Source organism: Micromonospora sp. NPDC001898 (assembly GCF_042891255.1).
GTDB lineage: Bacteria > Actinomycetota > Actinomycetes > Mycobacteriales > Micromonosporaceae > Micromonospora.
Genome location: NZ_JBIATC010000005.1, coordinates 450489 through 475110, shown reverse-complemented (window position 1 = coordinate 475110; position 24622 = coordinate 450489). Strand labels below are relative to the sequence as shown.

24 protein-coding genes are annotated in these 24622 nt (G+C 69.6%); 16 read left to right on the top strand and 8 right to left on the bottom strand.

Annotation, left to right across the window (positions count from 1 at the left end; genetic code table 11):
• Nucleotides 1–46 precede the first annotated feature (46 nt).
• Nucleotides 47–394 carry a hypothetical protein gene (locus ACFYZF_RS15175; RefSeq protein WP_387020320.1) on the top strand — a complete coding sequence of 116 codons (348 nt, stop codon included), beginning with the start codon at nt 47–49 and terminating at the stop codon, nt 392–394.
• 163 nt (nt 395–557) lie between these two features.
• Here the strand turns inward: ACFYZF_RS15175 and ACFYZF_RS15170 are convergent, their stop codons facing one another.
• The 3 genes from ACFYZF_RS15170 to ACFYZF_RS15160 all read right to left on the bottom strand — a co-directional run bounded on the left by ACFYZF_RS15170 (nt 558) and on the right by ACFYZF_RS15160 (nt 3565).
• Nucleotides 558–914: a DsrE family protein gene (locus ACFYZF_RS15170; RefSeq protein ID WP_187690160.1), complete on the bottom strand. Its 357-nt coding sequence runs from the start codon at nt 912–914 to the stop codon at nt 558–560.
• A gap of 15 nt (nt 915–929) precedes the next feature.
• Entirely contained in the window at nt 930–2135 is a 1206-nt protein-coding gene (locus ACFYZF_RS15165; RefSeq protein WP_208812868.1) for an FAD/NAD(P)-binding oxidoreductase, read from the bottom strand.
• Nucleotides 2136–2206: 71 nt separating this feature from the next.
• Nucleotides 2207–3565 carry an MBL fold metallo-hydrolase gene (locus ACFYZF_RS15160; RefSeq protein WP_187692054.1) on the bottom strand — a complete coding sequence of 453 codons (1359 nt, stop codon included), beginning with the start codon at nt 3563–3565 and terminating at the stop codon, nt 2207–2209.
• Nucleotides 3566–3664: 99 nt separating this feature from the next.
• Between ACFYZF_RS15160 and ACFYZF_RS15155 the strand changes: the two genes are divergently transcribed.
• The 5 genes from ACFYZF_RS15155 to ACFYZF_RS15135 are packed head-to-tail and all read left to right on the top strand — an operon-like array spanning nt 3665 to nt 6803.
• Nucleotides 3665–4486, top strand: coding sequence for a GntR family transcriptional regulator (locus tag ACFYZF_RS15155; RefSeq protein ID WP_208812869.1), 822 nt, complete (start codon nt 3665–3667; stop codon nt 4484–4486).
• Complete coding sequence (locus ACFYZF_RS15150) at nt 4483–4824, top strand: rhodanese-like domain-containing protein (RefSeq protein WP_208812871.1); 342 nt, start codon at nt 4483–4485, stop codon at nt 4822–4824. The genes ACFYZF_RS15155 and ACFYZF_RS15150 overlap by 4 nt, the downstream gene beginning before the upstream one ends.
• The gene (locus tag ACFYZF_RS15145) at nt 4821–5654 is read left to right on the top strand and encodes a sulfite exporter TauE/SafE family protein (protein WP_274477755.1); all 834 of its coding nucleotides are present in this window, start codon (nt 4821–4823) and stop codon (nt 5652–5654) included. The genes ACFYZF_RS15150 and ACFYZF_RS15145 overlap by 4 nt, the downstream gene beginning before the upstream one ends.
• A gap of 33 nt (nt 5655–5687) precedes the next feature.
• Nucleotides 5688–6272 (top strand): rhodanese-like domain-containing protein, encoded by a 585-nt coding sequence (locus ACFYZF_RS15140; protein ID WP_274477754.1) that lies wholly within the window; start codon nt 5688–5690, stop codon nt 6270–6272.
• Nucleotides 6273–6281: 9 nt separating this feature from the next.
• Nucleotides 6282–6803 (top strand): isoprenylcysteine carboxylmethyltransferase family protein, encoded by a 522-nt coding sequence (locus ACFYZF_RS15135; protein WP_187691561.1) that lies wholly within the window; start codon nt 6282–6284, stop codon nt 6801–6803.
• Here ACFYZF_RS15135 and ACFYZF_RS15130 read toward each other — a convergent pair.
• Nucleotides 6774–7943, bottom strand: coding sequence for a cysteine--tRNA ligase (locus ACFYZF_RS15130; RefSeq protein WP_187691563.1), 1170 nt, complete (start codon nt 7941–7943; stop codon nt 6774–6776). The two genes, ACFYZF_RS15135 and ACFYZF_RS15130, sit on opposite strands and share 30 nt — an antisense overlap.
• A gap of 212 nt (nt 7944–8155) precedes the next feature.
• Between ACFYZF_RS15130 and lgt the strand changes: the two genes are divergently transcribed.
• The 3 genes from lgt to ACFYZF_RS15115 all read left to right on the top strand — a co-directional run bounded on the left by lgt (nt 8156) and on the right by ACFYZF_RS15115 (nt 10046).
• Complete coding sequence (gene lgt, locus ACFYZF_RS15125; protein ID WP_187691560.1) at nt 8156–9040, top strand: prolipoprotein diacylglyceryl transferase; 885 nt, start codon at nt 8156–8158, stop codon at nt 9038–9040.
• 186 nt (nt 9041–9226) lie between these two features.
• The gene (locus ACFYZF_RS15120) at nt 9227–9475 is read left to right on the top strand and encodes a hypothetical protein (RefSeq protein ID WP_274477752.1); all 249 of its coding nucleotides are present in this window, start codon (nt 9227–9229) and stop codon (nt 9473–9475) included.
• A gap of 85 nt (nt 9476–9560) precedes the next feature.
• Nucleotides 9561–10046 carry a VOC family protein gene (locus tag ACFYZF_RS15115; protein ID WP_208810960.1) on the top strand — a complete coding sequence of 162 codons (486 nt, stop codon included), beginning with the start codon at nt 9561–9563 and terminating at the stop codon, nt 10044–10046.
• Nucleotides 10047–10185: 139 nt separating this feature from the next.
• Here ACFYZF_RS15115 and ACFYZF_RS15110 read toward each other — a convergent pair whose 3' ends face one another.
• From ACFYZF_RS15110 to ACFYZF_RS15095, 4 genes are read right to left on the bottom strand one after another with little or no spacing between them, the layout of a single operon-like run.
• A complete protein-coding gene (locus ACFYZF_RS15110) occupies nt 10186–10602 on the bottom strand; it encodes a hypothetical protein (protein ID WP_187691558.1) in 417 nt (138 codons plus the stop codon).
• Entirely contained in the window at nt 10599–12677 is a 2079-nt protein-coding gene (locus ACFYZF_RS15105; protein WP_187691557.1) for a hypothetical protein, read from the bottom strand. The genes ACFYZF_RS15110 and ACFYZF_RS15105 overlap by 4 nt, the downstream gene beginning before the upstream one ends.
• Nucleotides 12674–14578 carry a hypothetical protein gene (locus ACFYZF_RS15100; protein ID WP_387020309.1) on the bottom strand — a complete coding sequence of 635 codons (1905 nt, stop codon included), beginning with the start codon at nt 14576–14578 and terminating at the stop codon, nt 12674–12676. The genes ACFYZF_RS15105 and ACFYZF_RS15100 overlap by 4 nt, the downstream gene beginning before the upstream one ends.
• Nucleotides 14562–15914, bottom strand: a complete 1353-nt coding sequence (locus ACFYZF_RS15095) for a site-specific integrase (RefSeq protein ID WP_187691461.1) — start codon at nt 15912–15914, stop codon at nt 14562–14564. Before ACFYZF_RS15095 ends, ACFYZF_RS15100 begins: the two co-directional genes overlap by 17 nt.
• 975 nt (nt 15915–16889) lie before the next feature.
• Between ACFYZF_RS15095 and ACFYZF_RS15090 the strand changes: the two genes are divergently transcribed.
• From ACFYZF_RS15090 to ACFYZF_RS15060, 7 genes are all read left to right on the top strand, one after another.
• Entirely contained in the window at nt 16890–17255 is a 366-nt protein-coding gene (locus ACFYZF_RS15090) for a hypothetical protein (RefSeq protein WP_387020306.1), read from the top strand.
• Complete coding sequence (locus ACFYZF_RS15085) at nt 17252–17773, top strand: hypothetical protein (protein ID WP_387020303.1); 522 nt, start codon at nt 17252–17254, stop codon at nt 17771–17773. Before ACFYZF_RS15090 ends, ACFYZF_RS15085 begins: the two co-directional genes overlap by 4 nt.
• Nucleotides 17774–18219: 446 nt before the next feature.
• Complete coding sequence (locus ACFYZF_RS15080; RefSeq protein WP_387020300.1) at nt 18220–19965, top strand: ParB/RepB/Spo0J family partition protein; 1746 nt, start codon at nt 18220–18222, stop codon at nt 19963–19965.
• 469 nt (nt 19966–20434) lie between these two features.
• Entirely contained in the window at nt 20435–21175 is a 741-nt protein-coding gene (locus ACFYZF_RS15075; protein ID WP_387020298.1) for a GntR family transcriptional regulator, read from the top strand.
• 436 nt (nt 21176–21611) lie between these two features.
• Nucleotides 21612–22535 (top strand): PP2C family protein-serine/threonine phosphatase, encoded by a 924-nt coding sequence (locus tag ACFYZF_RS15070; protein WP_387020294.1) that lies wholly within the window; start codon nt 21612–21614, stop codon nt 22533–22535.
• A gap of 104 nt (nt 22536–22639) precedes the next feature.
• Nucleotides 22640–22903 (top strand): hypothetical protein, encoded by a 264-nt coding sequence (locus ACFYZF_RS15065; RefSeq protein WP_387020291.1) that lies wholly within the window; start codon nt 22640–22642, stop codon nt 22901–22903.
• 99 nt (nt 22904–23002) lie between these two features.
• Nucleotides 23003–24499 (top strand): DUF3560 domain-containing protein, encoded by a 1497-nt coding sequence (locus tag ACFYZF_RS15060; RefSeq protein WP_387020289.1) that lies wholly within the window; start codon nt 23003–23005, stop codon nt 24497–24499.
• Nucleotides 24500–24622 lie beyond the last annotated feature (123 nt).

The following is a 24622-nucleotide window of genomic DNA, read 5'->3' as shown; positions in this document are numbered from 1 at the left end:
GTCGGGCGCGAGCAGCTACCCTCACGTATACAGCAATATGGATTAGGTGACGATGAACCTGTTCACCAGCAGCGAGCAACCCGGCCTGTTCGATGACGCCGGAGCCGCCGGCGATGTTCGCGCGCCGGTGCTCATGTCGTTGAACCCGATCTACTACGACCTGATCTGGGCTAGCGAGAAACGTCACGAGTTCCGCCGTCGGTTCCTGACGGATCAGGCGGTGCGCTGGTACGTCTATCTGACTGCCCCCGTGGCCCGGCTCGGTGCCGTCATCGACCTCGACGTGGCCGTCGTGGATACGCCGCAGCGCATCGCCGACATCGCCGTCTGCGACCGGTATCGCCCGGCGGCGCCTTCCGGCCTTGTCGACCGCGAGCTGAGGACTTCCCGCTGATGTCAACGATCCCTGTTTCCTCTGTCCAGCCCACGCGTGCTCGGGTGTCTTCTCCCGATGGCGCGGCTATGGGTGGCTTTCGGGCTTTATGGCGTCGCGCCGTGTGCGCGGTGAGCGCGGCGCACCGCGCGAAAGTGCCGTTCTGACGGTTCTGTTCGGCCGGTTAGGGCTTGAGGTAGGACCAGCCGGCGCGTTGCTTGCGGATGAGTTCGGCGACACCGGCGGGCACGATGTGGACGCCGTCGATCAGGTCTTCGGCGGTGAGGTGCTGGCTGCGCATGGTGTTGGCGCAGGCCGCCACCGTCACGCCTTCGGTGATCAGGGCGGTGACGGCGGCGGCGTGCGGGGTCAATGTCCGGCAGATGTCGAGTCCGGGGCCGTGGGCGACCAGTTCGGTGGGGGTGTCCTCGCCGAGTTCGGCGCGCAGATTGTTGATGTTGCGCAGGACGGCCTGGTGGTGGTCGGGGTCGGCGTCGTTGAGGTGGATCACGACGCCCGGCGGTGCCGGTGGGCTGGTCAACGGGTCTCTCTTCGGTCAGGCGCGGCCGCGGAGCATGAGGTTCCAGTACAGGGCGGGTAGCCCGTAGCGCTTGAGGTACCACATGTCGGTGCGTTCGTGGGTGGTGTCGATGAACGGGATGCTCGGGGCGGGTTGCATGGTGTAGTCGAATTCGGCGAGCAGCATCTTGTTGCGGGCGGTGGTGAGCGGGCAGGACGCGTATCCGTCGTAGGAGGCGGGTAGTGGCCGGCCTTTGATGGTGGCGGCCAGGTTGCGGGCGACGACGGGTGCTTGTTTGCGGATGGCCGCGCCGGTTTTGGAGTTGGGGCTGTTGCCGGCGTCGCCGAGGGCGTACACGTTTGGGTAGCGGGTGTGCTGCAGGGTGTGTTTGTCGATCTGGACGTAGCCGGCCGGGTTGTCGGGGTCGGCGAGGCTGGTGGCCTTGAGCCAGTCGGGGGCGGACTGGGGTGGGACGACGTGCATCAGGTCGTAGCTGATGGCTTGTTTGCTGTCGTCGGCGTGGTCCACGACGATGGCTTGGCGGCCGGCGCCGTCGACTTCGACGAGTTCGCTGTTCTTGTGCACTTCGATGCCGTAGCGGGCGACGACGCGTTCGAGTTCGTCGGCGAAGACTTTGACGCCGAACATGCCGGGGGTGGGTAGGACCAGCACGACCCGGATGTCGTTCAGGACGCCTTGCTGGCGCCAGTAGTCGGCGGCGAGGTAGGCGATCTTCTGCGGGGCGCCGGCGCATTTGATCGGCCCGGCCGGCATGGTGAACACGGCGGTGCCTGAGCGCAGGTTGCGGATCAGTTCCCAGGTCTTCGGGGCGGTGGCGTAGGTGTAGTTGCTGGAGACCGCCGGGGTGTCCATGGCGTCGGCCATGCCGGGGATTTTGCCCCAGTCCAGTTGGATGCCAGGACAGACCACGAGGTGGTCGTAGCTGATCCGGGCGCCGGTGCCTGTGGTGACGACCTGGTTGTCGGCGTCGATCGCCGTGGCGGAGTCCTTGATCCAGGCGACGCCTTTGGGCATGACCGACGCCTGCGGGCGGGCGCTTTCCTTGGCGGGTGCGCAGCCGCCGCCGACCAGTGTCCACAGCGGCTGGTAGTAGTGGGTGTCGGCGGGGTCGAGCAGGGCGACGTCGGGGGCTTGGGCGTGGCGTAGCCGGGCGGCGACGTCGATGCCGGCGCTGCCGCCGCCGATGATCAGGATGCGGTGGTGCATGGTGGGTGTGCTCATGACGGTGCCTCCATGGGGTGTGAGGTCGTCGGCGGACACGATCCGTCGGCGTGAACCGGTGGGGGTAGGGGTTAGCCGGTGGCCTGGCCGGAGTCGACGGCGGTGGCGTACTCGTCGTCGATGAGCACGACGTCGTGGCCGGCGCGGTCGAGCAGGCTGGCGGCGATGCTGGCGCGGAAGCCGCTGGCGCAGTGCACCCACAGCGGTCCCGGCGGCACCTTGTCGAGGTTGTTGAGCAGTGAGTGCAGCGGCAGGTGGGTGGAGCCGGGCACGTTGCCGTGGGCGCGTTCGTCGTCGCGGCGTACGTCCAGGACGGTGACCGGGTCGCCGGCCTGTTGGGCGGCGGCGAGGTCGGCGAAAGTCGCGCGGCGGTAGCCGCGGAGGTCGTGGCCGTCGGCGAGGTCCTGCGGGGTCCCGACGGCGCTGCCGTCGGGGCGGTCGATGCCGATGCGCACCAGCTGGCGCTGGGCGTCGGCGATCTGTTGCGGGTTTTCCCCGATGAGGGTCAGGCTGGTGCCCCAGGGGATCAGCCAGCCGAGGTAGGTGGCGAACTGCTGGCCCAGGGCGATACCGATGGTGCCGCTCAGGTGCTCGGCGGCGTACGCGGTGCGGTCGCGCAGGTCGACCACCCACTCGCCGGCGCTGATGCGTTTGTGCAGCTCGGCCGGGTTGACCTGGTGCGGTGGGGACAGGTCGACGGGGCCGGCGCCGTCGCGGTTACGGGCACCCATGTGGGCGTAGTAGGCGGGGTAGGCGGTCAGACCGGCGACCAGCTTCGCCACGAACGTGTCCTCGTCCGGTGCGGTCAGCGCGTCGTTACGAGCCTTCTCCTGGCCCATCGTGCTGTCCTGGCCGCCGGCGGCGGACCCGGAGGAGCAGAAGCTGCCGAACCCGTGGGTGGGGAAGATCCGCGCGTCGTCGTCGAGCAGACCGGCGAGGTGGTGCGCGGAGCGGTACTGCGCCCGGGTGAGTTCCTCGGTGCGGGCCGGGTCGATCAGGTCGGTGCGCCCGACACTGCCGTAGAGGACCGATCCTCCGGTGAATACCGCGGCCGGGGTGTGGCCGCCGGTGATCACGTAGCTGAGGTGGGTGTCGGTGTGTCCCGGGGTGGCCACGACCTGGATCTGCATGTCCCCGACGTCGAGCCGATCACCGTCCGCCACCGACTGGCGGTCGAAGGTGACTTCGTCGGCGCCGTTGACCGCGTACGGGGCGCCGTGCTGGTGGGCCAGTTGCAGCCCGCCGGAGACGTAGTCGTTGTGGATGTGCGTCTCCAGCACCATCGCGCAGCGCAGCCCGTGCTCGTCCAGTACCGCCTGCAAACGGTCCAGGTCACGCTGTGGATCGATCACGATCGCGAGCTGCCCGTCGTGGGCGATGTAGCTGCGGTCGCCGAGCTCGTTGGTCTGTACCACTGCCACGTCCACCACGACGAAACCCCCACCTTGCCCATCGAGTCCGAATGTCCGTACATTACGTGGAGTCAAGGTGAACGGCAAGTAGAGCGACGAGACGAAGGCGGGGCGGGGATGAGCGAGTCAGGGCCCGCGCGGGTGGACCGGGCGAGCGCGCTGCCGTTGTGGGCGCAGGTCCACGCCGATCTGCGCCGCCGGGTCGAGACCGGCGAGTTCGCCACAGCGTTCCCGGGCGAGCTGGTCTTGATCGAGCAGTACGCGGTCAGCCGGCACACCGTCCGCGAGGCGCTGCGGCGGCTACGCGACGACGGCGTCGTGGTCGCCGAACGCGGGCGCCAGCCACGACTGGCCGGCACCGCGGAGATCGAACAGCCCCTCGGCGCCCTGTACAGCCTGTTCGCCGCCGTGGAAGCCGCCGGTCAGGACCAGCACAGCGTCGTACGCCGCCTCGACGTCCGCGCCGACGCGGTCGTCGCCGTACGCCTGGGCCTGGAGGAGTCGACCCCGCTGCTCTACCTGGAACGGCTGCGGCTGGCCGACGGGCAACCTCTGGCCGTGGACCGGGTGTGGCTGCCCGCCCAGATCGCCGCGCCCCTGCTGGACGCCGACTTCACCCACACCGCCCTCTACACCGAACTGGCCGCCCGCTGCGGGATCCGCCTCACCGGCGGCCGCGAGAACATCCGCGCCGTGATACCCACCCACGCCGAACGGACCCAGCTCGGCATCGACGACACCGTCGCCGCGTTCGCCATCGAACGACTCTCCGAGCACCACGGCCGGCCCCTGGAATGGCGCACCACCCTCGTACGCGGTGACCGGTTCAGCGTCACCGCCGCGTTCACCGCCCGCACCGGCTACCGCCTCGACGTCACCGGACCCGCACCCCGGCCACGTCGCCGTCCGCACGCCGCCACCCTCACGGAGCCCCGATGACCACACCAGAAGTCACCGACGTCGACGCTGCCACCGCCGAGAAACTCGTCAGCGAGGGCGCTGTCACCCTCGTCGACGTCCGCGAACCCGACGAATGGGCCGCCGGGCACGCCCCGCACGCCCTGCACCTGCCCCTCGGCTCCCTCAACCCCGCCGACGTGCCCGCCGGCCGGCCCGTCATCGCGGTCTGCCGCTCCGGGAAACGCTCCACCATCGCGACCGGAAAACTGCTCGCCGCCGGCCTGGACGCCCGTAACCTCACCGGCGGCATGACCGCCTGGGCCCAGGCCGGACTGCCCGTGCGCACCGACGACGGCCGCGAGGGGACAGTGGCGTGATCCTGTTCGCCGCCGCCGGCCTGGGACTGCTCATCGGAGCGGTCCTGGGCGCGCTCGGCGGCGGCGGCGCCATCCTCACCGTCCCCGCCCTGGTCTACCTGCTCGGGCAAAACCCACAGGACGCCACCACCAGCAGCCTGATCATCGTCGGGCTCACCGCCGTCGTCGGCGCCGTCGGGCACGCCCGCTCCCGCCACGTGCGCTGGCCGACCGGCATCGCGTTCGGTGTCGCCGGGATCGCCGCCGCCGTGGCCGGAACCGCCGCCAACCGGCACGTCGAGCCACACATCCTGCTCCTCGGCTTCGCCGCCCTGATGACCCTCGCCGCGATCGGCATGCTCGCCCGCGCCCGCCACGAACCCGCCGCCCCCCACGACGACGAACCCGACCCCTCGACCGGCAGCACGAGCCGTACCGGTACCGCCCAGCTCACCCGAGCCGCCGCTCCCGCCCGCTCCCGCACCGGCACCGCCGCCAAGGTCGTCATCGCGGGTCTGCTCGTCGGGTTCCTCACCGGCTTCCTCGGCGTCGGCGGCGGCTTCGTCATCGTCCCCGCCCTGGTCATCGTCCTCGACCTGCCGATGCCGGTCGCCGTCGGCACTTCCCTGCTGATCATCGCGATCAACTCCGCCGCGTCGCTGGCCGCCCGCACCGGCCACGCCCACTTCGACTGGACGATCATCATCCCGTTCACCCTCGCCGCGATGGCCGCCAGCCTCGCCGGCAAGAAGATCGCCGACCGGCTCCCACAAACTGTCACCACCCGGGCGTTCGCCGTGCTGATCCTCGCCGTCGCCGCCTACACCGCCGGACACACCCTGCTCACCTGACAAGCCCGGACATCCGAACGAAGGAGAAACTCTGTGACCACCTCGGCCCCGGACCGCCTCGACGTCACCGCCCTGTTCCAGCGGCTCACCGGCGGCGGGCAGGTGAGCATCGTCGACGTGCGGACCCCGGCCGAGTACGAGACCACCCACATCGACGGCGCCGTGAACGTGCCACTGACCGTCATCGAAAGTCACGCCCCACAGGTCGCCGCCCGCCTCGACGGCGATGTCGTGCTGATGTGCCAGTCCGGCACCCGCGCCGAGCAAGCCCGCCGCCGCCTCACCGCAGCCGGCGCCGGCGGCCTGCGGGTCCTCGATGGCGGTGTCGAGCAGTACGCCGTCACCGGCGGCGACATCGTTCGCGGCAGGGCCCGCTGGTCGCTGGAACGTCAGGTACGCCTGGTCGCCGGCGGCCTCGTCCTGGCCGGGCTGGCCGCCGGCCTACGCGCCCCCAAGGCCCGCTGGCTCGCCGCGGGTATCGGCGCCGGACTGACCTTCTCCGCCCTGAGCGACACCTGCACCATGGGCCGCATCCTGTCCGCCCTGCCCTACAACCGCGGCCCCCGCGATCACACCCCGGCCGAGATCATCGACCGGCTGCCCGCCATCACGGCCTGACCCGCCGGCATGCATGCCGCACCTCACTCCGGCGCCGGCTCCCGGCCGCAGATAATCGCGTGGAGTCTCGTCGCCGCGCAGCTGCTGCTCATCGCGGCGGTCGCTGTCGCGCCGGCCCGACCGGGCTGGCCCGTACCATGGCCGGTGCGGCTGGCCGGCGCAGCCGTCACGGTTGCCGGGGCGGTGCTCGCCGCAGCCGCCGCGGCCGGACTCGGCCGCGGCCTGACCGCCTCACCGCTACCCAACGACGCTGCCCGCCTGCGCACCACCGGGCTCTACCGCCGGGTACGCCACCCCGTCTACAGCGGACTGCTCCTGGCCGCCGCCGGGTGGATCATCGCCTCCGGCAGCCTGCCTCGGGCCATCGCCGCCGTGGCTCTGGCCGCGCTGCTCGCCGCGAAGTCCCGCTGGGAGGAAACCCAGCTCACCCGCCGTTTCCCCGACTACCCGGCGTACGCGGCCCGGACCCCGCGCTTCATGCCGCGCCCCTGGCCGCGTCGCTCACGCCAGGGCCAGCACCCGCAGCAGTAGCCGCGCCGCGTCGCCGCCGGCGTCCACCGCCACCTCGACCGCCTGGGGCACGTCGAGGTCGTCGAGCAGGGCCGCAACGACAACACCGATGGCGGCCTCACCGGTGCCACCCGGGCGGCCGGCCGCCGCGTACAGCTGCTCGAGCCGGGCCGCCGCCGTGTCGAGATCACCGGGACGATACTGCCACACCGACCGCCACGGCCGGTCCAGCAGCAGCATCCGCACCGCCGCCGGGGAATGATCACGCAACAGATCGGCGACCAGGGTCAGGTTGCCGGTCGACTTGGCCATCTTGGTGCCGTCCTGATGCACCGCCCCCACGTGCAACCGCGCCCGCGCGAACGGTGCCACCGACGTGACCGCCTCGACCATCGCCGCCTGATACGCGTGGTGGGGGAACACCAGATCCTCCCCACCGGCCAGCACGTCCACACTCGGCCCGAACACCGACAGCGCCATCGCCGCGCACTCCGCGTGCCAGCCCGGGCGGCCCGGCCCCCACGGGCTCGGCCACGCCGGCTGGCCCTCACCCGACGGCCGCCACACCGCCACGTCGAACGGGTCGTCACGACGCGGATCCTGCGGATCGTCGCCGTACTCCGAGCTCCGCGCGAGCGCCTCCGCACGCGACAACCCGCACGCCGCGGCAACCTGCGCCCCACGGAAGTACACGAACCCGTCCCGCAGATACGCCCGCCCGCCGGCCAGCAGGGCCCCGGCGAGCTGCTGCACTGCGCTGATGTGATGCCGCGCCCGCGGCTCGTGCGCCGGACGCCGCACCCGCAACGCGGTCATGTCCTTGTCGAACAGGTACTCCTGCTGCAACGCGAACTGGTCGAAGTCACTGCCGCGCAGACCCGCGGCCCGGGTCAGCACATCATCGACATCAGTGACGTTGCGGCAACCGAGCGTCTCCACCCCGGCCAGCCGCCACACCGACGCCAGCAGATCCGACCACACGAACGTCGCCGCGTGCCCCAGATGCGTCACGTCATACGGGGTGATCCCACACGTGTACACCCGAGCCGTACCGACCACCGGCACGACCGCACCCGACAGCCGTAACGCGGCCCCGGAACCGGCCGCACCCTGCCCGGGGTGGTTCGAAAAGACCGTGCCGGCCGCGTGCGAAGAGGTCATGACCCCATGATGCGCCCGCACGCGCCGACCTGCCCCGCAGGCCGCACCCAACGCCCCCACGGCTTCGGCACCACCAACCCGTGGACAACGGCGGCCACGCCCGGCGGTAACGTGCCAAGCGAGCATGCCTGGCCAGTGGCCGGGCCTACCGTGACCTCGACCCGGCGCCGAGGCCGACTGCGGCGAGCACCGGCATGCCGGCGGGAGACACCATGATCTTGACCTATCTGCCCAGTCCCTCCCGGGGAGTCTGGCACCTGGGCCCCCTACCCGTACGCGCGTACGCGTTCTGCATCCTGGCCGGCATCATCGTGGCGGTCCTGATCACCCGCCGCCGGTGGGTCGCCCGCGGCGGCCGCGCCGAAGACGTCCTCGACGTGACCGTCTGGGCGGTCCCGTTCGGCATCATCGGCGGCCGGCTCTACCACGTCATCACCGACCCAGAGCTGTACTTCACCGCCGGCCACCACCCCATCCAGGCGCTGTACATCTGGGACGGCGGCCTCGGCATCTGGGGCGCGGTGGCCTTCGGCGCGCTCGGCGCCTGGATCGGCTGCCGCCGCCGCGGCATCGCCCTGACCGCCTACGCCGACGCCCTCGCACCTGGCCTGGTCGTCGCCCAGGCCATCGGCCGGTGGGGTAACTACTTCAACCAGGAACTCTACGGCCGGGCCACCACCCTGCCGTGGGCGCTGCACATCGACCCTGCTCACCGACCCGCCGACACCCCGACCGTCGCCCTCTACCACCCGACGTTCCTCTACGAATGCCTGTGGGACCTCGGCGTGGCCGGCCTGGTGATCTGGGCCGAACGCCGCTTCAAGCTCGGCGGCGGCCGCGCGTTCGCCCTCTACGTCGCCGCCTACACCGTCGGCCGCGCCTGGATCGAAGCCCTACGCGTCGACCACGCCAACCACATCCTCGGCCTGCGCCTTAACGACTGGACTTCCCTGATCATCTTCCTCGCCGCCGTCCTCTACCTCTGGCGAGGCCCACGAACGGCGAACGACCCGGCCACCCGAGTGAGCACGCCGGACGAGCCCGCGCCGCACCCCTCGAATGCATCGGAAGACAAGGACGCCGTGCAGCCCCGCTGAACCCTTCGCCGACGACGGCGAGGCGATCTTGTGCGCCGCGCGGTACGACCCTCCCCTCCCTGCTGCCGGAGGCGGGGCTGAACCACTGCTTCAGCGGTCCGAAGGGGCAGAATAGATCGGGTGAGGGCGTCGATTGTGTATTTCGCGGATTGCCCGAATTGACGGGCGGCCGGACAACGGTTGCGGGTGGCGTTGGACGCTGTCGGTCAGGCCGCGGTGAATGTCGAATTCGTGGTGGTCAGCAGCGAACCGGAGGCTGCGGCGGCCGGCTTGGCCGGGTCGCCGACGTTCCTGATCGACGGGGTCGACCTGCTCGGAAACGAAGCGGTACCGGCGGGGTTGACCTGCCGGGTTTTCCGGACAGAGTCCGGGAGCCTCGCCGGGTTGCCCGAGGTAGCCGACCTGGCCAGGGCGTTGAGGAAGAGGGTCGTGTGATGACGCCGGCCGATGGCTCGATCCGACCCGTCGATATGGCTGCTGCGGTAACACCTTCGCCGCCGACGAGGTCGCCGAGCTCGGCATGACGCCGGGTGTGTTCGTGTGCACCGGGTGCGCGTTGTGGGCGGCACGGCGGGCGACCACCTTCGCTGTGGTGCGGCGGCTGCCGGCCGCGTCACTGAAGGCGCTGGTGCGCTGGGCCCGTCCGCACGCCCACGCGTTGAGCCTAGAACAGGCCCGGACCGCTATCCCGATCTTGCCGAGCGGCGACCTCGACCGGACCGCGGCGTTCTGGACGCGGATCGGTTTCATCGAGACCGACCGCTACCCCGGCTATCTGCTGCTCAACAGCGGTGACGCCGAGCTGCACTTCTCCCAGCCAGACGGGGCTGTCTCACCGGGCGAGTGCTTCGTTCATATCGGTGACGCCCGGCAGCTGTGGAAACGGCTGAAGGAAGAGGCGGTCGACGGCATCGGCCCGATCACGGACACCGACTACGGACTCCGCGAGTTCATCGCCGCCGATCCCGACGGCAACCGCGTCCGGTTCGGCAGCCCCACACGGTGATCACTCTTCTCGATGCCGACACCCCGCTTCAGAAACCACCGCGAGCGCACGTTCGGGGCCGTGTGACTTGCATCCGGTACCTGGCGTCAGGGTGGAAACGAAGACCGCCGACTCGGTGGTGTCGGCAGCTGATCATGCCTCACCGTCCGGCCGGGTCCCGCCGTAGTGGGACTACCAGGCGCGACGCCGTGTCCGCGTTCTGACGGCGCAGGGCGTCGTTTTCCGCGGCGAGAGCGGCGATCACGGTGGCCGCGGCGTCGAGGTGGTGCTGCAGCTCGCGACAACGCGCGCGGCTGGCCTTCAGATCGTGTCGCAGGCGGTCGAGGTCGTCGTCGCGGCGGCGGGCGGCGGTCCCGGCCGGGCTTCTGCTGACGTGGGCATCCCAGGTGGCGAGGATGTCGCTGGCGCGGTTCATGGTGGCTCGGCTGACCCCGGCCTCCCGGTAGAGGTTGTTCTTGGTCAGCCGGCCGTCGGTGTGCTGGGGTGTGCCGGCAAGCAGCCGTTGCATCGCCTCGAGCAGCTGGCGCCGGGTGGCCGGGGAAACAGCGGCGGTCATGGGGTTGCCCGGTTGAGGACGTGCTCGACCTCGCTCAGCTCGGCTTCGATGCGGCGGCGGTGGTTTGGCGCGAGCGTCCCGGTGTCCAGTAGCCGGTTCAGGGAGGACCGCTCGGCGGTCCAGATTGGCAGGTGTTCGCCGGCGATGATGCTGTTCGTGCACCGGCCGGGCTGGCAGCGGTCCAGTAGCGGACCACGGTGCCCGGGCGGCGCGATCGCGTCTTCGAGGCATTTCGCGCCGACGGGGTCGTTGTCGTTCATGGTGCAGTGGTTGAGCTTGCCGAATCGGATGTTGATCCGGGTGCGGCGCAGCAGGTCGTGTTCGACGCGGATGTCGCCGCGGCGGGCCTTGCCGGTGGCGCGGAGCTGCTCGGCTTGTGCCCGGACCGCGGCGAAGGCTTCCCGGAGCCGGGCGGCGCCGGGGCCGTATCCGACGGTCTGGCCGGCGGTGTCGGCGTCGAACAGTTCGGTGAGCCGCTCGAAGCGGCGGTCGGTGATGGCCGCGTCCAGCTGGCGGGCCCAGGACGGGTCGGTGTCCATGTAGCTGCCGGTGACCCGGTTCGCCAGCGCGCGGGTCGTGACGTGTTTGAGCTGCATCCCGACGGCGATCTCTGAGCCGGGGAACTCGCGGGTGAGCATGGCCATGGTGCGCCGGAACATGTGCGGGGTGACCTTGCCGTCCGGGATCGCCTCCAAGCCGCTGATATGCCGCCACCGGTTGACGTGGTCGATGAAGTCGGCGATGGCGGCGATGCTGGCGAACCCTTCACCGGACCAGGTGTCGGTCACCGCGGCGAAGGTGAGCTGGTCGTGGCGCGATAACCGGCCGGCCAGCTCGATTGCGCGGGCGACCGGCGGGGTGATCCACCAGTGCTTGACCGGCAGGTCGGGGTCGAGTTTCTGCCGGACGGACCGAACGGCGGGGCTGCCGTAGTAGTCGACGAGCGCGTCCTTGGTGATCGCGCGCAGTTCCGACTCGCGCATCATCGACAGCGCCGCAGTGAATATGAAACACGCGTTGCGCAGCATCACCCGCTCGATCGCGACCTGGCGAGGACCGAGGTTGTCGTGCCAAGGCCCGCGGGTGCCGTCCGGGCGGGTCACCGTGGCGAGGTCGGGCAGCAGGCCGGGATGGCAGCGGCCGGCAGTGACCAGACGCGCGACGGCGTCCCGTCGGACCTGACCGTGCGGCTTGCTGACCTGGAAGAACGACGGTCCGACCCCGACGATCCGGGTCACCACGCTGAGGTGGGCGACGCTGCCGTCACCTTCGGCGCCTTTGGCGCGGCGCATCGGCACCCTCGTCGACGGATCAGCCAGCCAGGCCTGCAGCCGCTGGTCGCCGCCGGCGTCGCTGACCGCCCGGGACCGCAGATCGTCGGCGTAGGCGCTGACCCGCAGGATGTCGTCGGCGAACACGTCGATGTAGGCCCAGCAGTTACGGATCAGCGAGAACCAGGTCTGCGGCGGGATCGCTGGCGTGCGCAGCGGCGCGACGATCGGCTGGTGCGCCACCGCATTCGGCGACATGCCAGGCCAAGGGTCGCAAGACAGGCCGCCCCCGCTCAACGCGTCCCGGAAACGGTGCAGGGCCTTGATCACGTGCACCATGTTGCAGACGGTGCCTGGCTCGCTGGCCGCCTGCCGAGAAGCGACGTAGACCTTGACGTCCTCGATGCTCCAGCCCTGCAGATCGGCGGGGAGTTGTTGCTCGACACCGAATCGGGCCAGCGGCCGTAGCTGCGCGATGCGCTGAGCGACCGTCATCGCCGACAGCGGATCGGGCCGCAGATGGACACCGGCGGCCAGCACTGCGGGGTGGCGGGGGTTGAGCCAGAGCATCGCCAGTTCCCGCGCCAGCAGATTCCAGCCTCCCTGCAGGTCATGGAACAACAGCCGGATTGCCACGGGCGGATGATGCGCTGCCTTATGCACTACCCCGTTCAGGTCCCAGCGGCCGGTATCGCCGAACCGGGGAACGATCGCGCCCGGCAGCAGCGGATGGGACTGCACGACCGGTTCGTCGTCGCGGTAGAACGCCGACCGCCCGACCGCCGCCGGGTGAGGGCTGCTCATGCGTCGAACTCCACCCTGGTAGCCGCCGGCAGGACCAGGACGATGCCGTCCTCGGCGATCTGCCGCCGCGCCTCGGCCAGCTCGGCGGCCGTGCGCGAGCTCAGCACCTCGTCCAGGTTCGTGCGGCTTTGCCCCCACAACGTGTGGAAGTGAGTGGGGGTCAGCCGCAACGCGAGCTTCTGCAAGTGCTCGGCGAACAGCAGCAGCTGCGGCAGGTTCGACGGCAACACGAACGCGTTGCGGCATTCCAGGCAGCGCAGCGGCGCCACCGGGCAGAGCTGTCCGGGCCGGCCGAACGGCGACGCGAACGGGTCCGTGCAGTCGGTGACACCCATGTTGAGCTGCCCGGACCGTAGCGCCTCCACCTCGGCCGGATCCAACCCGAGCACGGTCGCGGTCTGAGGGTCGGCCAGCGACTGGGCAGCGTTCTCGTCCAAGACTGTCGGGCCGGCCAACGCGGTGTCCAGCCAGCGGTGCTGCGCGGCGGTGATGACCTCACCGGCGATCACGCGTAGGGTGGTGCCGTGTGCGTAGTGGCCGCGGAACGTCTTTTCGGAGTGGTCGTCGGCGATGTCGCTGATCCGGCCGCGGAACGCGATCGCCTTCTCCACCTTCGTAGACTTGCGCAGCCGGCGAATGTCCGCCGGCCCGGACACCGTCACACCGTGCAGGCGCAGCCAGTCAGTGAACGCGTAACCCCTCGACCGGGTCAGCAACCTGGCCACCAGCGCCGCGCCCGGCCGCGACACCCGCAGGAACAACGGCACCGGACTGATCCCGGCCAGCCGGGCCAGCGGCCGGTTCAACTCCAGCAACTCGGCGACGATCTCCGCGGCGTCCAGCCGGGACCCCGCCGGATGCAGCGTCCCCGCCTCATCCGACTCGGCGGTGAACGTCTGCCGGCGGCGCACCTGGGCCCGGCCCTTGGTGAAGGTGATCGTCACCCCGTGCGGGCCGAACTCCAGATCGTCCTCGGTCAGCCCGGTGATCTCCTCCGGCGCCCGGCCGGTCGCCGCCATCAACAAAATTCGGTAGGCATGCAGATCCAACGCGGTCACGAACAGCTCCGCCAGCAGGAACTGCACCAAGTGCCGCTTGCTGTGCCAAACCCCGCCCGGCGCCAGTTTGTGTAGGGCGGCCGGGAACTGCGCCGCCGGCGGTAAACGGTCCGGGATCTGCTCGCAGGCGCCTGAGTCCGACCAAAGCGCCCACAACAGGTTTTCCACCGCCAGCCATCCGCCGCGTTCCGGATCCGTGCCACCGGCGGCCAGCGCCCGGCCTCGCCGGATCCGGGCCGTCGTCGCCCGGCGTGCCACCAATGCGGCTCGAATCAGCTTCTTCTTGTCGGCTCGGCTGAACTCGTCCAGCTCACTGCTCGAACCCCGCCGAACCCCGACCGCGCCGTCGACCCACCCCTGCCACCCAGCGGCCACCGACCGGCCCGGATGCTCCATGCGCCGGGCGATCAACGCCCGGACCCGGCCCGCATGCCAGCCCGGCGTCCGCGAACCCGGCCGGCGCTGCGACGGCAGCACCCGCACCCAGTCGGCGACCACCCGCTGCAAATCCGGCTCGCCGCGCGCCAACGACGCCGCGGCCGCGTCCGGCATCGTCGCGTCGACGTGCGCCAGCAACACCTTCACCGCCGTCAGGTAGGAACGAGCCGCGCCTTCGCGCAATCGGGCGGCCGCCACCAGTTCCACCCACTCGTCGGCGAACTCGGCCGCCAGCCGCCCGCATCGAAACGCTCCTGGCTCGAACGACAGCTGCACCGTCGCGGACTTCAATCCGGCCGCGCCCGTCGCCGGGACCGTCACCTGCCGGCCCCCGATCCGCTCGACGGGTGCTGCGGCCCTCTGCGGGGCCGGGAAACCCGCCCGGTGCTCACCTCTGCGGGGCATCGGCCTGCCCGTCCAACGCGTGGCGGGCGATCTCGGCGTAGGTCGCTCCGCCGGCCACGGTCCAGGCTCGGAACGCCTGCGCGACATCGCGCATCGGGTCCTTCAGATAACGGATGTATCGGTAGGTCGTCGCTGGGCTGGCGTGGCCCAGCCGGCGCTGGACCTGCAACAGCGGGTTGCCGCTCATGTGCTCCAGCAGCGTCGCCATGCTCGCCCCGCGCCGCTGAAGCTCCTGCAACGCGAGCTCGGTCAGATAGATCAGCAACCGCAACGCGAACGTGTGCCGCAGGTCATGAAACACCCAGCAGCGGCCCGGCAACAACCCTGCCTGCCCGTCACCTGCCTGAGCTCTCATCCGGTCCCAGGCCGCCCAACGCACCCGATCCCAGCCCGACGCCGTGAGCATCCGTCCACCCGTGCCCACGAACAACGCCAGCGGGTCCAAACCGTCCCCGGTCTCGAGCACCGCGAGCCGGCGAAGCCGCGGATCCATCCCCCGCACCGACCGGGTCACCACCGCACCGTCCAAGAGCCCGCGGACCTTCGCGCCGTCGGCCTCCAGCCGGGTCACGACGAACAGTTCCCGCCGCCGGCGCCGCAACACCGACTGCGCCTTAGCAACGATCTCCGGACGCTCCAGCAGCAAATACGGACCCAGTAATTCGGCCGCGTCGGCCGGGACATAGACCCTCCGCGGGCGCCCGAACTTCGCGCACGCCCCCAGCTCGAACTCCACCGCCCGCGCCTGACCGTCACCGAGCAGCCCCAGCTCGGGCAGCAACACCGTGGACCATTCCTGGATCCGCATCCCGGTCAGCAGCGCCAACTCACACGCCGCCCGGTTGCGATGCGGCCGCCAGCCCCGGAAACGCTCGTCAAGGCCCGCGCTCGCAGCCAACCCACCGAACCCGACATCCCGCAGGAACAGGTACTGCTCCAAGCCCATGTGCCGGACCCGAAGATCACGACTGACCCCCGTCGACAACGAACGCCGGCCTCGGCCCGTGGCCCGCCACGGCCGACGGGCGATCATGCCCCGCCGGACCAAGAAGTCATACAGGCTGCCGATCGCCGCAGCATCGCGATCCCACGCCGCCTCGCTGATCGTCTGCTCCGCGTCATCAAGGCGCCAACGCCGGAACTCCTGCAGATCCGTCTCGGTAGCCGACGTCAGATCCGCACCCCGCGCCAGCAGGAACCGCAGCAACATCGTCGTGGTGTACGCGTACGCCCGCATCGTCTTCACGCTGCGCCGATCCAGGCTCAACTCCCGGAACCAGGAACACAGCGGCTCCACCGGCGTCATCGATTCCGACAACACGATCGGCGTACCCACCGCAGGAGCCCACCTCGCCAACAAGCCCGACAGCTCCGCGGCGCCAAGGCCCGCTATGCCGCCAGCCCGGTGGGCCTTCGGTACATCGGAGAAGAACAGGTGCATGAGAACCCCGCGAGCGATCGACGAGCATGCCAATCACTCAACGGACGAGACGGCGAACCGATACGCATCGATCCTCAGCTGAGACACATCAGTGTCTCTGGAGAACCGTCCCACTTGGGCTCATAGGCCACCTCGCCGCGTCTGCGGTAGGTGCGCGGGTCGGGCAATTCAGAGACGCCGACAGCGCGCATGGGCTCAATCGGTGGCCGCACGTCGCCTCCCCCGTTCGACCGGCGACACCTGCGACGCTATGCGCTCGTTGGCAAGCGAGCCGCACGAACGCGAGATTCGGACCCGGGCCGGTGCCCTCAGAGCGGATCGATCTTTCGAGCGGCAAGGCCGTGGACGCGACCCGCGTCAGTCGTGATGCGGCGCTGCTCGCACGGGGGAACGAGCAGCGCCGTCCCATTCACGATACCTGAAGGTTCCACCTTCCGCGAAATGCCAACTCGCCCAATGGCGCTGATTGCGATTTCACCGATCAGGCCGCTGTGTTGTAGATCGCTCCACAAACGTCAACTGCGACTCCTGCCCCACTCCGATAAAGGGTATTATATAACTGCGAGGCGCTTTCGATCTGGATTACGGAAGCCCGCATCCGTACGACATCCACAGGATCACTCGATGCGCCTCGCAGATCATTCGCCAATTTGACGGCGACGCCGCTTACTTGGCCAACCTTGCCAATGTCGATGTCTCACACCAGCCAGCCAACCGAAGGCTCCACGCCATCAGGTTCGTCTAGGACCACGGACTTGCGCTTAGTGCACGAATAGCGCCCACCTGTCGATGTGAGTGCCACGGCCCTGCGCGGGAGACGGCACCCCCGCACCGGGTTCACCCGGAAGTCTCAACCCTTGGAGGAGCACCATGAACCGTCCAGACCACAGCCCGGCGGTGGTCTCGCCGGCGCTCGATCGACTGCGGGCAAGCCTCGCCGCCTTCCACCAGTCCACCGACGAAGCGGCAGCCGGGGACGCGGCGGTGGCGACCGTGGCAGCCGCGCAGACACTGCTCGACGCGCTCAGCTTGCGCACCTACCTGGCCGATCCGAACACCAACGACCGAGGCGAGCAGATCATCATCACCGCCTACGGCGTCGACCTGTCGATTCGCCGCCGCGACGACGGGGTATTCGTCCACGTCGACAGCGTCGATATGCCCCCAGCACTGCTACCGCTCATCGGCGAGTTCAACTCCAGCGGCGAGAACGTCTACTCGGAGGGTCGGCGATGAGCACACGCTACGCAACCGCCGCGCCGACCGCCGCTGGCGGCGTCGCCACCGAGCGGTACGTCTTCGTCTTCGGCTTTACCACCCAGGAGCAGGTGGACAGCCTGCGCGAGGCGACAGGTCTGCGGCCGGGCGACATGGGCCGGTGGAAGGGCAACGACCGCGTGTGCATCAGCGGCGAGCACGTCGACGCGGCCGTCGCCTGGGCGCGCGAGCACCGCCGCGCCTACGAGGTGAGCGCCACCGTACGCTTCGAGCCCCAGCAGGCCGCCCCACCAGCACTGGAGGCAGCAGCGCCGGGGGCGCACATCACCGTGCACACGGCCGGCTCCGATAGCCGCTCGCACTACGCCCTCATCGAGCGGGAGCTCATCGAAACGGTCGAGGAGATGTCCGACGGCACACCGGACTGGCACAACGGCGGCCTCTGCGATCCCTGGCACGGAGACTCAGAGTTCTTCTACCCGGCGGTGGCACTGCTGACGTTCCTCAGCAACGCCGCCGAAGCCCGCACCGGTTGACCCGTCACCGCTCCCCGCTCGTCCGAGCCGGTCACGACTCGGACGGGCGGCGCGCAGCTTCGGCATCCCGCCCCGCCCTATCTGCCCTATCCTGAGCAGTTGACCATGACCACCTCCAGCAGTGAAAGGCCAGCACCGGTCTTCGCGCTGCCAGACCCGTGGGCGGATTCGGTCCTCACCCGCGACCCGATCCGGTTGGCCGGGCACCAACTCGCACGCCTTCGCCGCCCGCACGACCGTGAAGGCGGCCGACATGCTGCGGCGCGTCCTGGCCGGCGATCATCGCGCCCCGGCTCCCGCTCATCTTTGGCCAAGACGCCGGTCGACTACTTCAAGTAAACAAGTGGTCTCACTTGCACCAAGGACCCGAGTGCTGTAATATTAAATTGTTAGCCCGGACGGCAGCCCGGGTTAGCGACCAAAAACCTCACCCAAGGAGTCATGTCGTGTTGGAAACCAATGCAGAAGTATTGCGGCCGGAAGCCCTCGGCATTGATCAGCCGGTCGGCATCCTCGACAACCCCGACCCGCAGAACAGCCAGGAGGCGCAGGGCAGCCCCGAGGCGGACAGCACGACGCGCTCGGTGCGCCCCCGACTGGTGTGGGCCGACCCGCGAGACCTTCGCGTCCACCCGCGCCAGATCCGCAAGGAGCTGGGTGACCTGAGCGAACTGCGGGACGGCATCGCGCAGAGCGGGGTCTTCCAGGCACTGCTCGGGGTGCCGGGCGCGAATGGCATCTACATCACTCAGGGGCAGCGTCGCCGGGCCGCCGCCATCGAGGCCATCGAGCTGGGTTCACCGATGGCGCTGGAAGTGCCGGTACTGGTGCACGATGCGATGGCGGACTTCACCGCCGAGCAGATCGCGTCGATGTTGCAGGAGAACCTGCACCGCAAGGCGCTCACCGCCAGTGAGGAGGCCGGTGGTTACCGGCAGCTCACCCTGGAGGGCTGGACCACCGAGCAGATCGTGGAGCGGACCGGGCGCAAGAAGGCCCACGTCGAGCGGTCCCTGACCTTGGCGAAGCAGGGCACTCAGATCCAGAGCGCGGTCGACAAGGGCGACCTGACGCTGGAGGACGCCGCAGAAGTCGCCGCTTTCGACGGTGACAAGGCAGCACTCGACCGGATCCTGAAGAAGAGCGGCACCACATGGGGCCTGCGGCACCAGGTCGCCAGCGAGAAGCGCAAGCGCAGAGTCGCAGATACCGCCAAGAAGCTGCGCGCCGAGCTGGACAAGGCCGGCGTCGTCGTCGTCGGGAAGCCGAAGGGGTTCCCGCACAGCAGCCGCGAGGTGGCCGTCAAGGGTCTGCGCGGCCCCGAGGGCGAGTCGTTGAAGGACGCCGACGTGCGGAGCAAGCCTGGATTCGCCGCGTTCATCGACACCTCCGGGCACGACGCTGAGGTGGTCGTGATCTGCCTCAACCCCGACGCACATGGCTTCACGCGGCACGGTGTGTACAGCACGTACGTCTCCCCCACCGAGATCGCCCGCAAGGAGAGCGAGGCGGCGAAGACCGCAGCCCTCCACACGGCGTTGCAGACCGCAGGCGAGTTGCGCCGTTCGTTCGTGGTGCAGACCTTCGGCAACGCCAAGACCGCGAAGGCGCTCTATGTTCACGCGCTGCGCGCGACGCTGGCCGATCCGGCGCTGCCCGACAGCGGCCGGGACGAGCACGAACTGCTCACCGGACTGGTTGGCATCGCCCCCGAAAAGATCGACATCAACGACGCGGGGGAAGCTCGCCTCGTTCGTCTGCTGGTGGGTCGCTGGGTCGCTGGTAACGAGAGGAACCTCAACAACTTCCTCGCCGCGCCGTACCGCTTCCGAAGCGGGCCAGCGCTGAGCTGGCTCGACCGCCTCAGCGCCGCAGGCTACGGCCTCTCCGACGCCGAAAGCGAGCTGCGTGAGTCGCTGACGGCCAAGCCCACCCACCAGTCCGACAGCGACCCCGACCCCGAAGAGGACGACTACGAGGGCGAGGGCGACGCCGAGGACGACGACTCCGATGACGGCGACTCGGAAGACGCCACGCCGCTTCTTCACGTCGTGCCGAACGGCTCACCGACCGAAGCCAGCGACGACGCAACGCCCACGTCCACCGATCCTCAGCCCGACGCGGACGAACACAGCGACGGCGTAAACGATCACCTGTTGCAGCCGGCGGTGCAGGAACGCACCGCTGCATGAGCGCGGTGGGGGGTGTCCGGCGAGTCCGGGCACCCCCCACCGCATCGATCTGCCCACGAGCGCGATGCCCCGTGGATACAACTTCAGCAAGGCCGAGACGCCAACCCCCGTCCATCCTGACCGCTACCCACTCAGGGACGAACTCTGGCCTCGCGCTCCGCACCGAACGCTCCATGGCCCGACGCCGACGCGCCGGGCCGCTACTTTCGTGGAAGTCACTAAAGGTAACATCATGTTCACGATCTCAACTTTGGCAGGGACCAGGACCTTCATGACATCACCATCGACCGCCCTCAACAGCAGGAGATTCCTGTGGCACGACGCTGTTACACTCGGCACCGATCTCACGGCGCGCATCTGCTCGTTGTCGAGGTTTTTGGTTGGCGGCCGGGGCGCTGCTGGCACCCGCTCGCGGGTGCATGTTCCCGGCCGCCGCACACACTGGCCCCCGATCCGAGCAGGAACAGACGTGAAGATTCGGGTCGTCGACGGACGGCGGATGACCGACCGCGCCGGCGCCGCCGAGTTCACTGGCCGCAGCGAACAAACCATCGCAATCCAAACCAGCCCGAAGCGCCGCGCCGAAGGCTCCGGATGGCCCGCCCCAGTACCCGGCCCAGAGGGCGTCCTGCTGTACCCGCTCGATGACCTGGCCTCCACGCTCGAAGACATCGCCGAGACGTCCCGAGCACGCGTCCACTCCATCACCCTCGACGGCGACCCCAGCGAGCTGATTCCCGCCGTCGAGTTCCGGGCACTCATCGACGCCAAGGCCAGCACATGGTCCAAGTACGTCGACATGAGCAAACCAGCGTGGGAGCGCGGCGAAGACGGATACCTTCCCCGCCCTGACCTGGAGGAACCTGCGCCGAAGCGCGGCATCATCCGCTCTTGGACACGCCAGCGCGTGGAACAGTGGATCAACAACCGACCCGGCCGCGGTGCCGGAGCGGGCCCTCCAGTACGCACCGAAGAAACCGGCCCCACCGCAGCGAAGTATCGACTCACCATGGCCGCGATCCGACAGGACATCTCGGATGGCACCTTCACGCCAGGCCAGCCTCTACCCTCCGAAGCAAAGCTGGGCACCCGGTACACAGTCAGCCCCGGCACGGTCCGCCGCGCGCTGACCGAGCTTCACCAGCAAGGTGTCCTGATCCGCAGTTTCGACGGCACATTCGCGCCGAACACTCCACCCCACAGCGAATAACCCCTACAGCCATACAGGTGCGCCACCCCGTCGTCGACGCCGTACCACCTTTCGCCAGCCGCCTCAACGGCTAGGCGGAGAGACTGCGCCCCGGTCGATGTCGCCGCCCACCAACGGTTTGCGTGCTTCCACATGCGCCTGCGGCGGGAACGCTAGGGCTCCTAGGTGACCGCCGGACGGCGGCGGGTTCGCGGGAAAGGGACTGTCATTCCGTCCGCCATCGACTCAAGGCAAGCCGAGCGGATCAGGGGCAGGGCGACACCGCACCCGCCCGGGTGTAGAGGTGCACCGCCAGGGATCGCACCGCATCCTGACCTCCCTTGACACACCGACCAAGTAATGTATGATTAATAGAGTGGCGATGTGAGAGAGGTTTCCCAAGCGCCGCAGCGGGTCGACCACTTCTCTCCAAGACCGCACAATGGAGGTACCGCCGGTGAATTCACAGATCGACCACGACCCGTACATCCGCTGGAGTGACACCTGGCAGCGCAATATGACGCGCTGCATCGCCTGCGGATTCGAATGGTTCTTCCACATCCCCGAACGCCGATGGCCCCACCTGTGCGTCGACTGCGCCCACGCGGCCGACCGCCACCCGGAAGACCTCCTGCACTCCGCCTGGACCGCCTACGACCAGGGCCCACGCCGGGTACACGCGGACTCCGCCGCCGCGTACCGCCACCCGAGCACCGGTCAGCAGGCGTTCTGCGTCACCGACGGCATCGGTGACGACTACGAACCGGCCACCGCCGCCTACACCGCCGCCTGGTCGGCGGCGGCTGCCGCAGCGACCGGAGGAGCCGCCGCCGGCCTTCACGCCGCGCGCACCATCTGGCACCGCCACTACGACCACGCCCCGGTCGGCCAGGAGGGCAACGCGGTCGCTGTCGTCGCCGCACCGATCGACGCCGCGATCGGTGGCGGATTCGACATCGCCTGGTGCGGCGATGCCCGCGCCTACACCTACGAGGCCGGCGCGCTGACGCAGCTGACCATCGACCACACCGAGGCGCAGCACATGCGCGACACCGGCATGCCCGCCGAGTGGATCGGCCCGCGCGCGGAGAACACCATCCGCGCATCTATCGGGCGCGGCGACATCGCCAGCATCCGCGTGCTGGGTCCGGTCGGCCGACTGCTGCTGTGCAGCGACGGCGTCCACCGCCACCTCTCCCCCGACACGATGAGCCGCGTCCTGCGCGTACACAGGGATCCCCGGCACGCCGCCACCCGGCTGGTGCGCGCCGCGCGTCAAGCCGGCAGCACCGACAACGCGACCGCCCTCGTGATCGGCCCGCCCGCGAACGCGAACAGCCGCTACCACCACCCGTCCCTCGCCTCGCACCCGACGCCTTGATGCTGTATTATTAAAGATGCAAGGCAAGTTGTACGGCGTACCGATGGGAGAGGCCAGCGTTGATGTGGAACGACTCGGAAGACCAAACGGCAGAAACAGGCTCCATGGTTCTCATCGCCGCGTGTATCCGCTGCCTGAACATGATCTTCTGCGATCCCGAGACGGTGCCGAGCGTCTGGATCAACGACTTCACCCGGTGCAGCCTTCGCCCCGACGGCTCGGACATCGAGACCGGCGAGCCAGGCACGACGCGCGAACCGCTCTGCCGCGCCTGCATGGCCGTCTTCAAGAGCGCTGACGGCCGCCCTCTGCCAGTCCGCGTTCTGTTCCCTCATGCCCGGCTCGACCACATCGCCGTAACCCCGTAGCCCCAGTTAGCGCGGGCCGGCGACCACCGACCCGCGCCACTCACGCCGACCAGCAGCCCGGCGGTAACCAACAGCCCCACGACGACCAAGGCGGAAAGCGTGATCACCATCAGCCACACCCACTCCGACGGGACCACCCTCGACGGGTCCACACCCCAGGACGGCGTACTCGACCTCGTCGCCCTGCACGGCTTCATCTACCGCCGCTACGCCGGCATTCACCTGCCGCACACCCGCGACACGTTCTCCGACACCGACCGGATCAACGCCGCAGCCGAGAGCCTGCGCGCCGCCGGCTTCACCGTGACCATCACCATTGACGACCAGTGGCGACCAGCCGCTGTCCGCGAAGCCGAACGCGAAGACCGCGCCGGCACCCGCGCCGACCGGCTCTCCGAGCGCGCCACCGCAGCCGACGCCCGCGCGGACGCCGCCCGGGATCGCGCCGATCAGCTCAGCGCCGGCCGACCGGGCGGCCAACCGATCCTGATCGGGCACCACAGCGAGAACAAAGCGCGCAGGGACCAGGAGCGCAGCGACGCGCTGCGGTTCACCGCCATCGACGAATCCGCCTACGCCGCTCACCTGGGCCGCCGGGCGGACGGCGCCCGCGACAACGAGGATGCCAAGCACCATCCGCGCGCGATCGCGAACCGCATTGAGGAGCTGAGCGCCGGTATCCGGCGGTGGGAACGCTCGCGCGACAACCCGCAGTCCTCCGACGAGTTCCGCCGCCGGGCTCAACTGCACATCGACCGCGACAGCGAGGACCGCGCGCACCAGCGCGCCAAGCTCGCCGCGATGGCCCAGTCGGGACAGTTCGTCCCCTGGACCCGCGACGACTTCCGTGTCGGTGACCACGTCCGCGTCGGCGGGTACGGCTGGCACAAGGTGACCCGGGTCAACGCCAAGAGCGTCAGCGTCGCCGAAGGCGGCCACCTCCCGACTGTCGCCTATCGCCACATCCACGGCCGCCGCCGCGACGGCCAGCAACTCGACACCCCCGCCGGCATCCCGTGGCCCGTGGAGCACGCCCGACGCGTCGGCCAGTGGGTCGACCTGCGCGCACAGACCAGGCGCGTCCCGCCCGATTCTGCGACGCGGCACAAGCGCTACTGCGTGCAGGCAGCGCAGCGCATTGCCCACGGTTTGGACCTCGACGCCGCGGACTCGGAGGTCACCGCGTTCGCGCAGCAGGTCACCGACCTCGATAACTGTCGCGAGTTGGCGATGTTCTACCTCGACATCTACCAGCAGCTGCTCGACGGCACACCTCCCGCTGAAGTCAGCGCGGGCGTGACACCGCTCGCCATCACCCCGGCGTGGCGGATCCCCGCCCACGATCCCGCCGAGCGTCGGGCGAGCGAGCTGCGACCGGGCGACCTCATAAAGGGCCTGTGGGACTCCAGCAGCTCCGGCCGCTACCTATGGCGGCACTTCGCCGGCCCCGTCGCCGACGTCTCGCCGGCCCACAGCCGTCCGACCGGCTCATGGATGAGCGTGACGCTCGTCGACGGCACCACGCGAGAGGACAAGACCCACGCGCGGTACGCCGTCTACCCGGCCGGCACCTGGGAAGCAACCGCTCCGGCCTGACCTGGGGGCTTGCCCGCCGGACCACCGCTGGCGGGCAAGCCCGCCACCGCGAAAGCGTCGGCTGAACCGGAGCGGCCTGATGGCCGCGCTGTCCGACGACGTCGCCGACCGCCACCTGCAAGA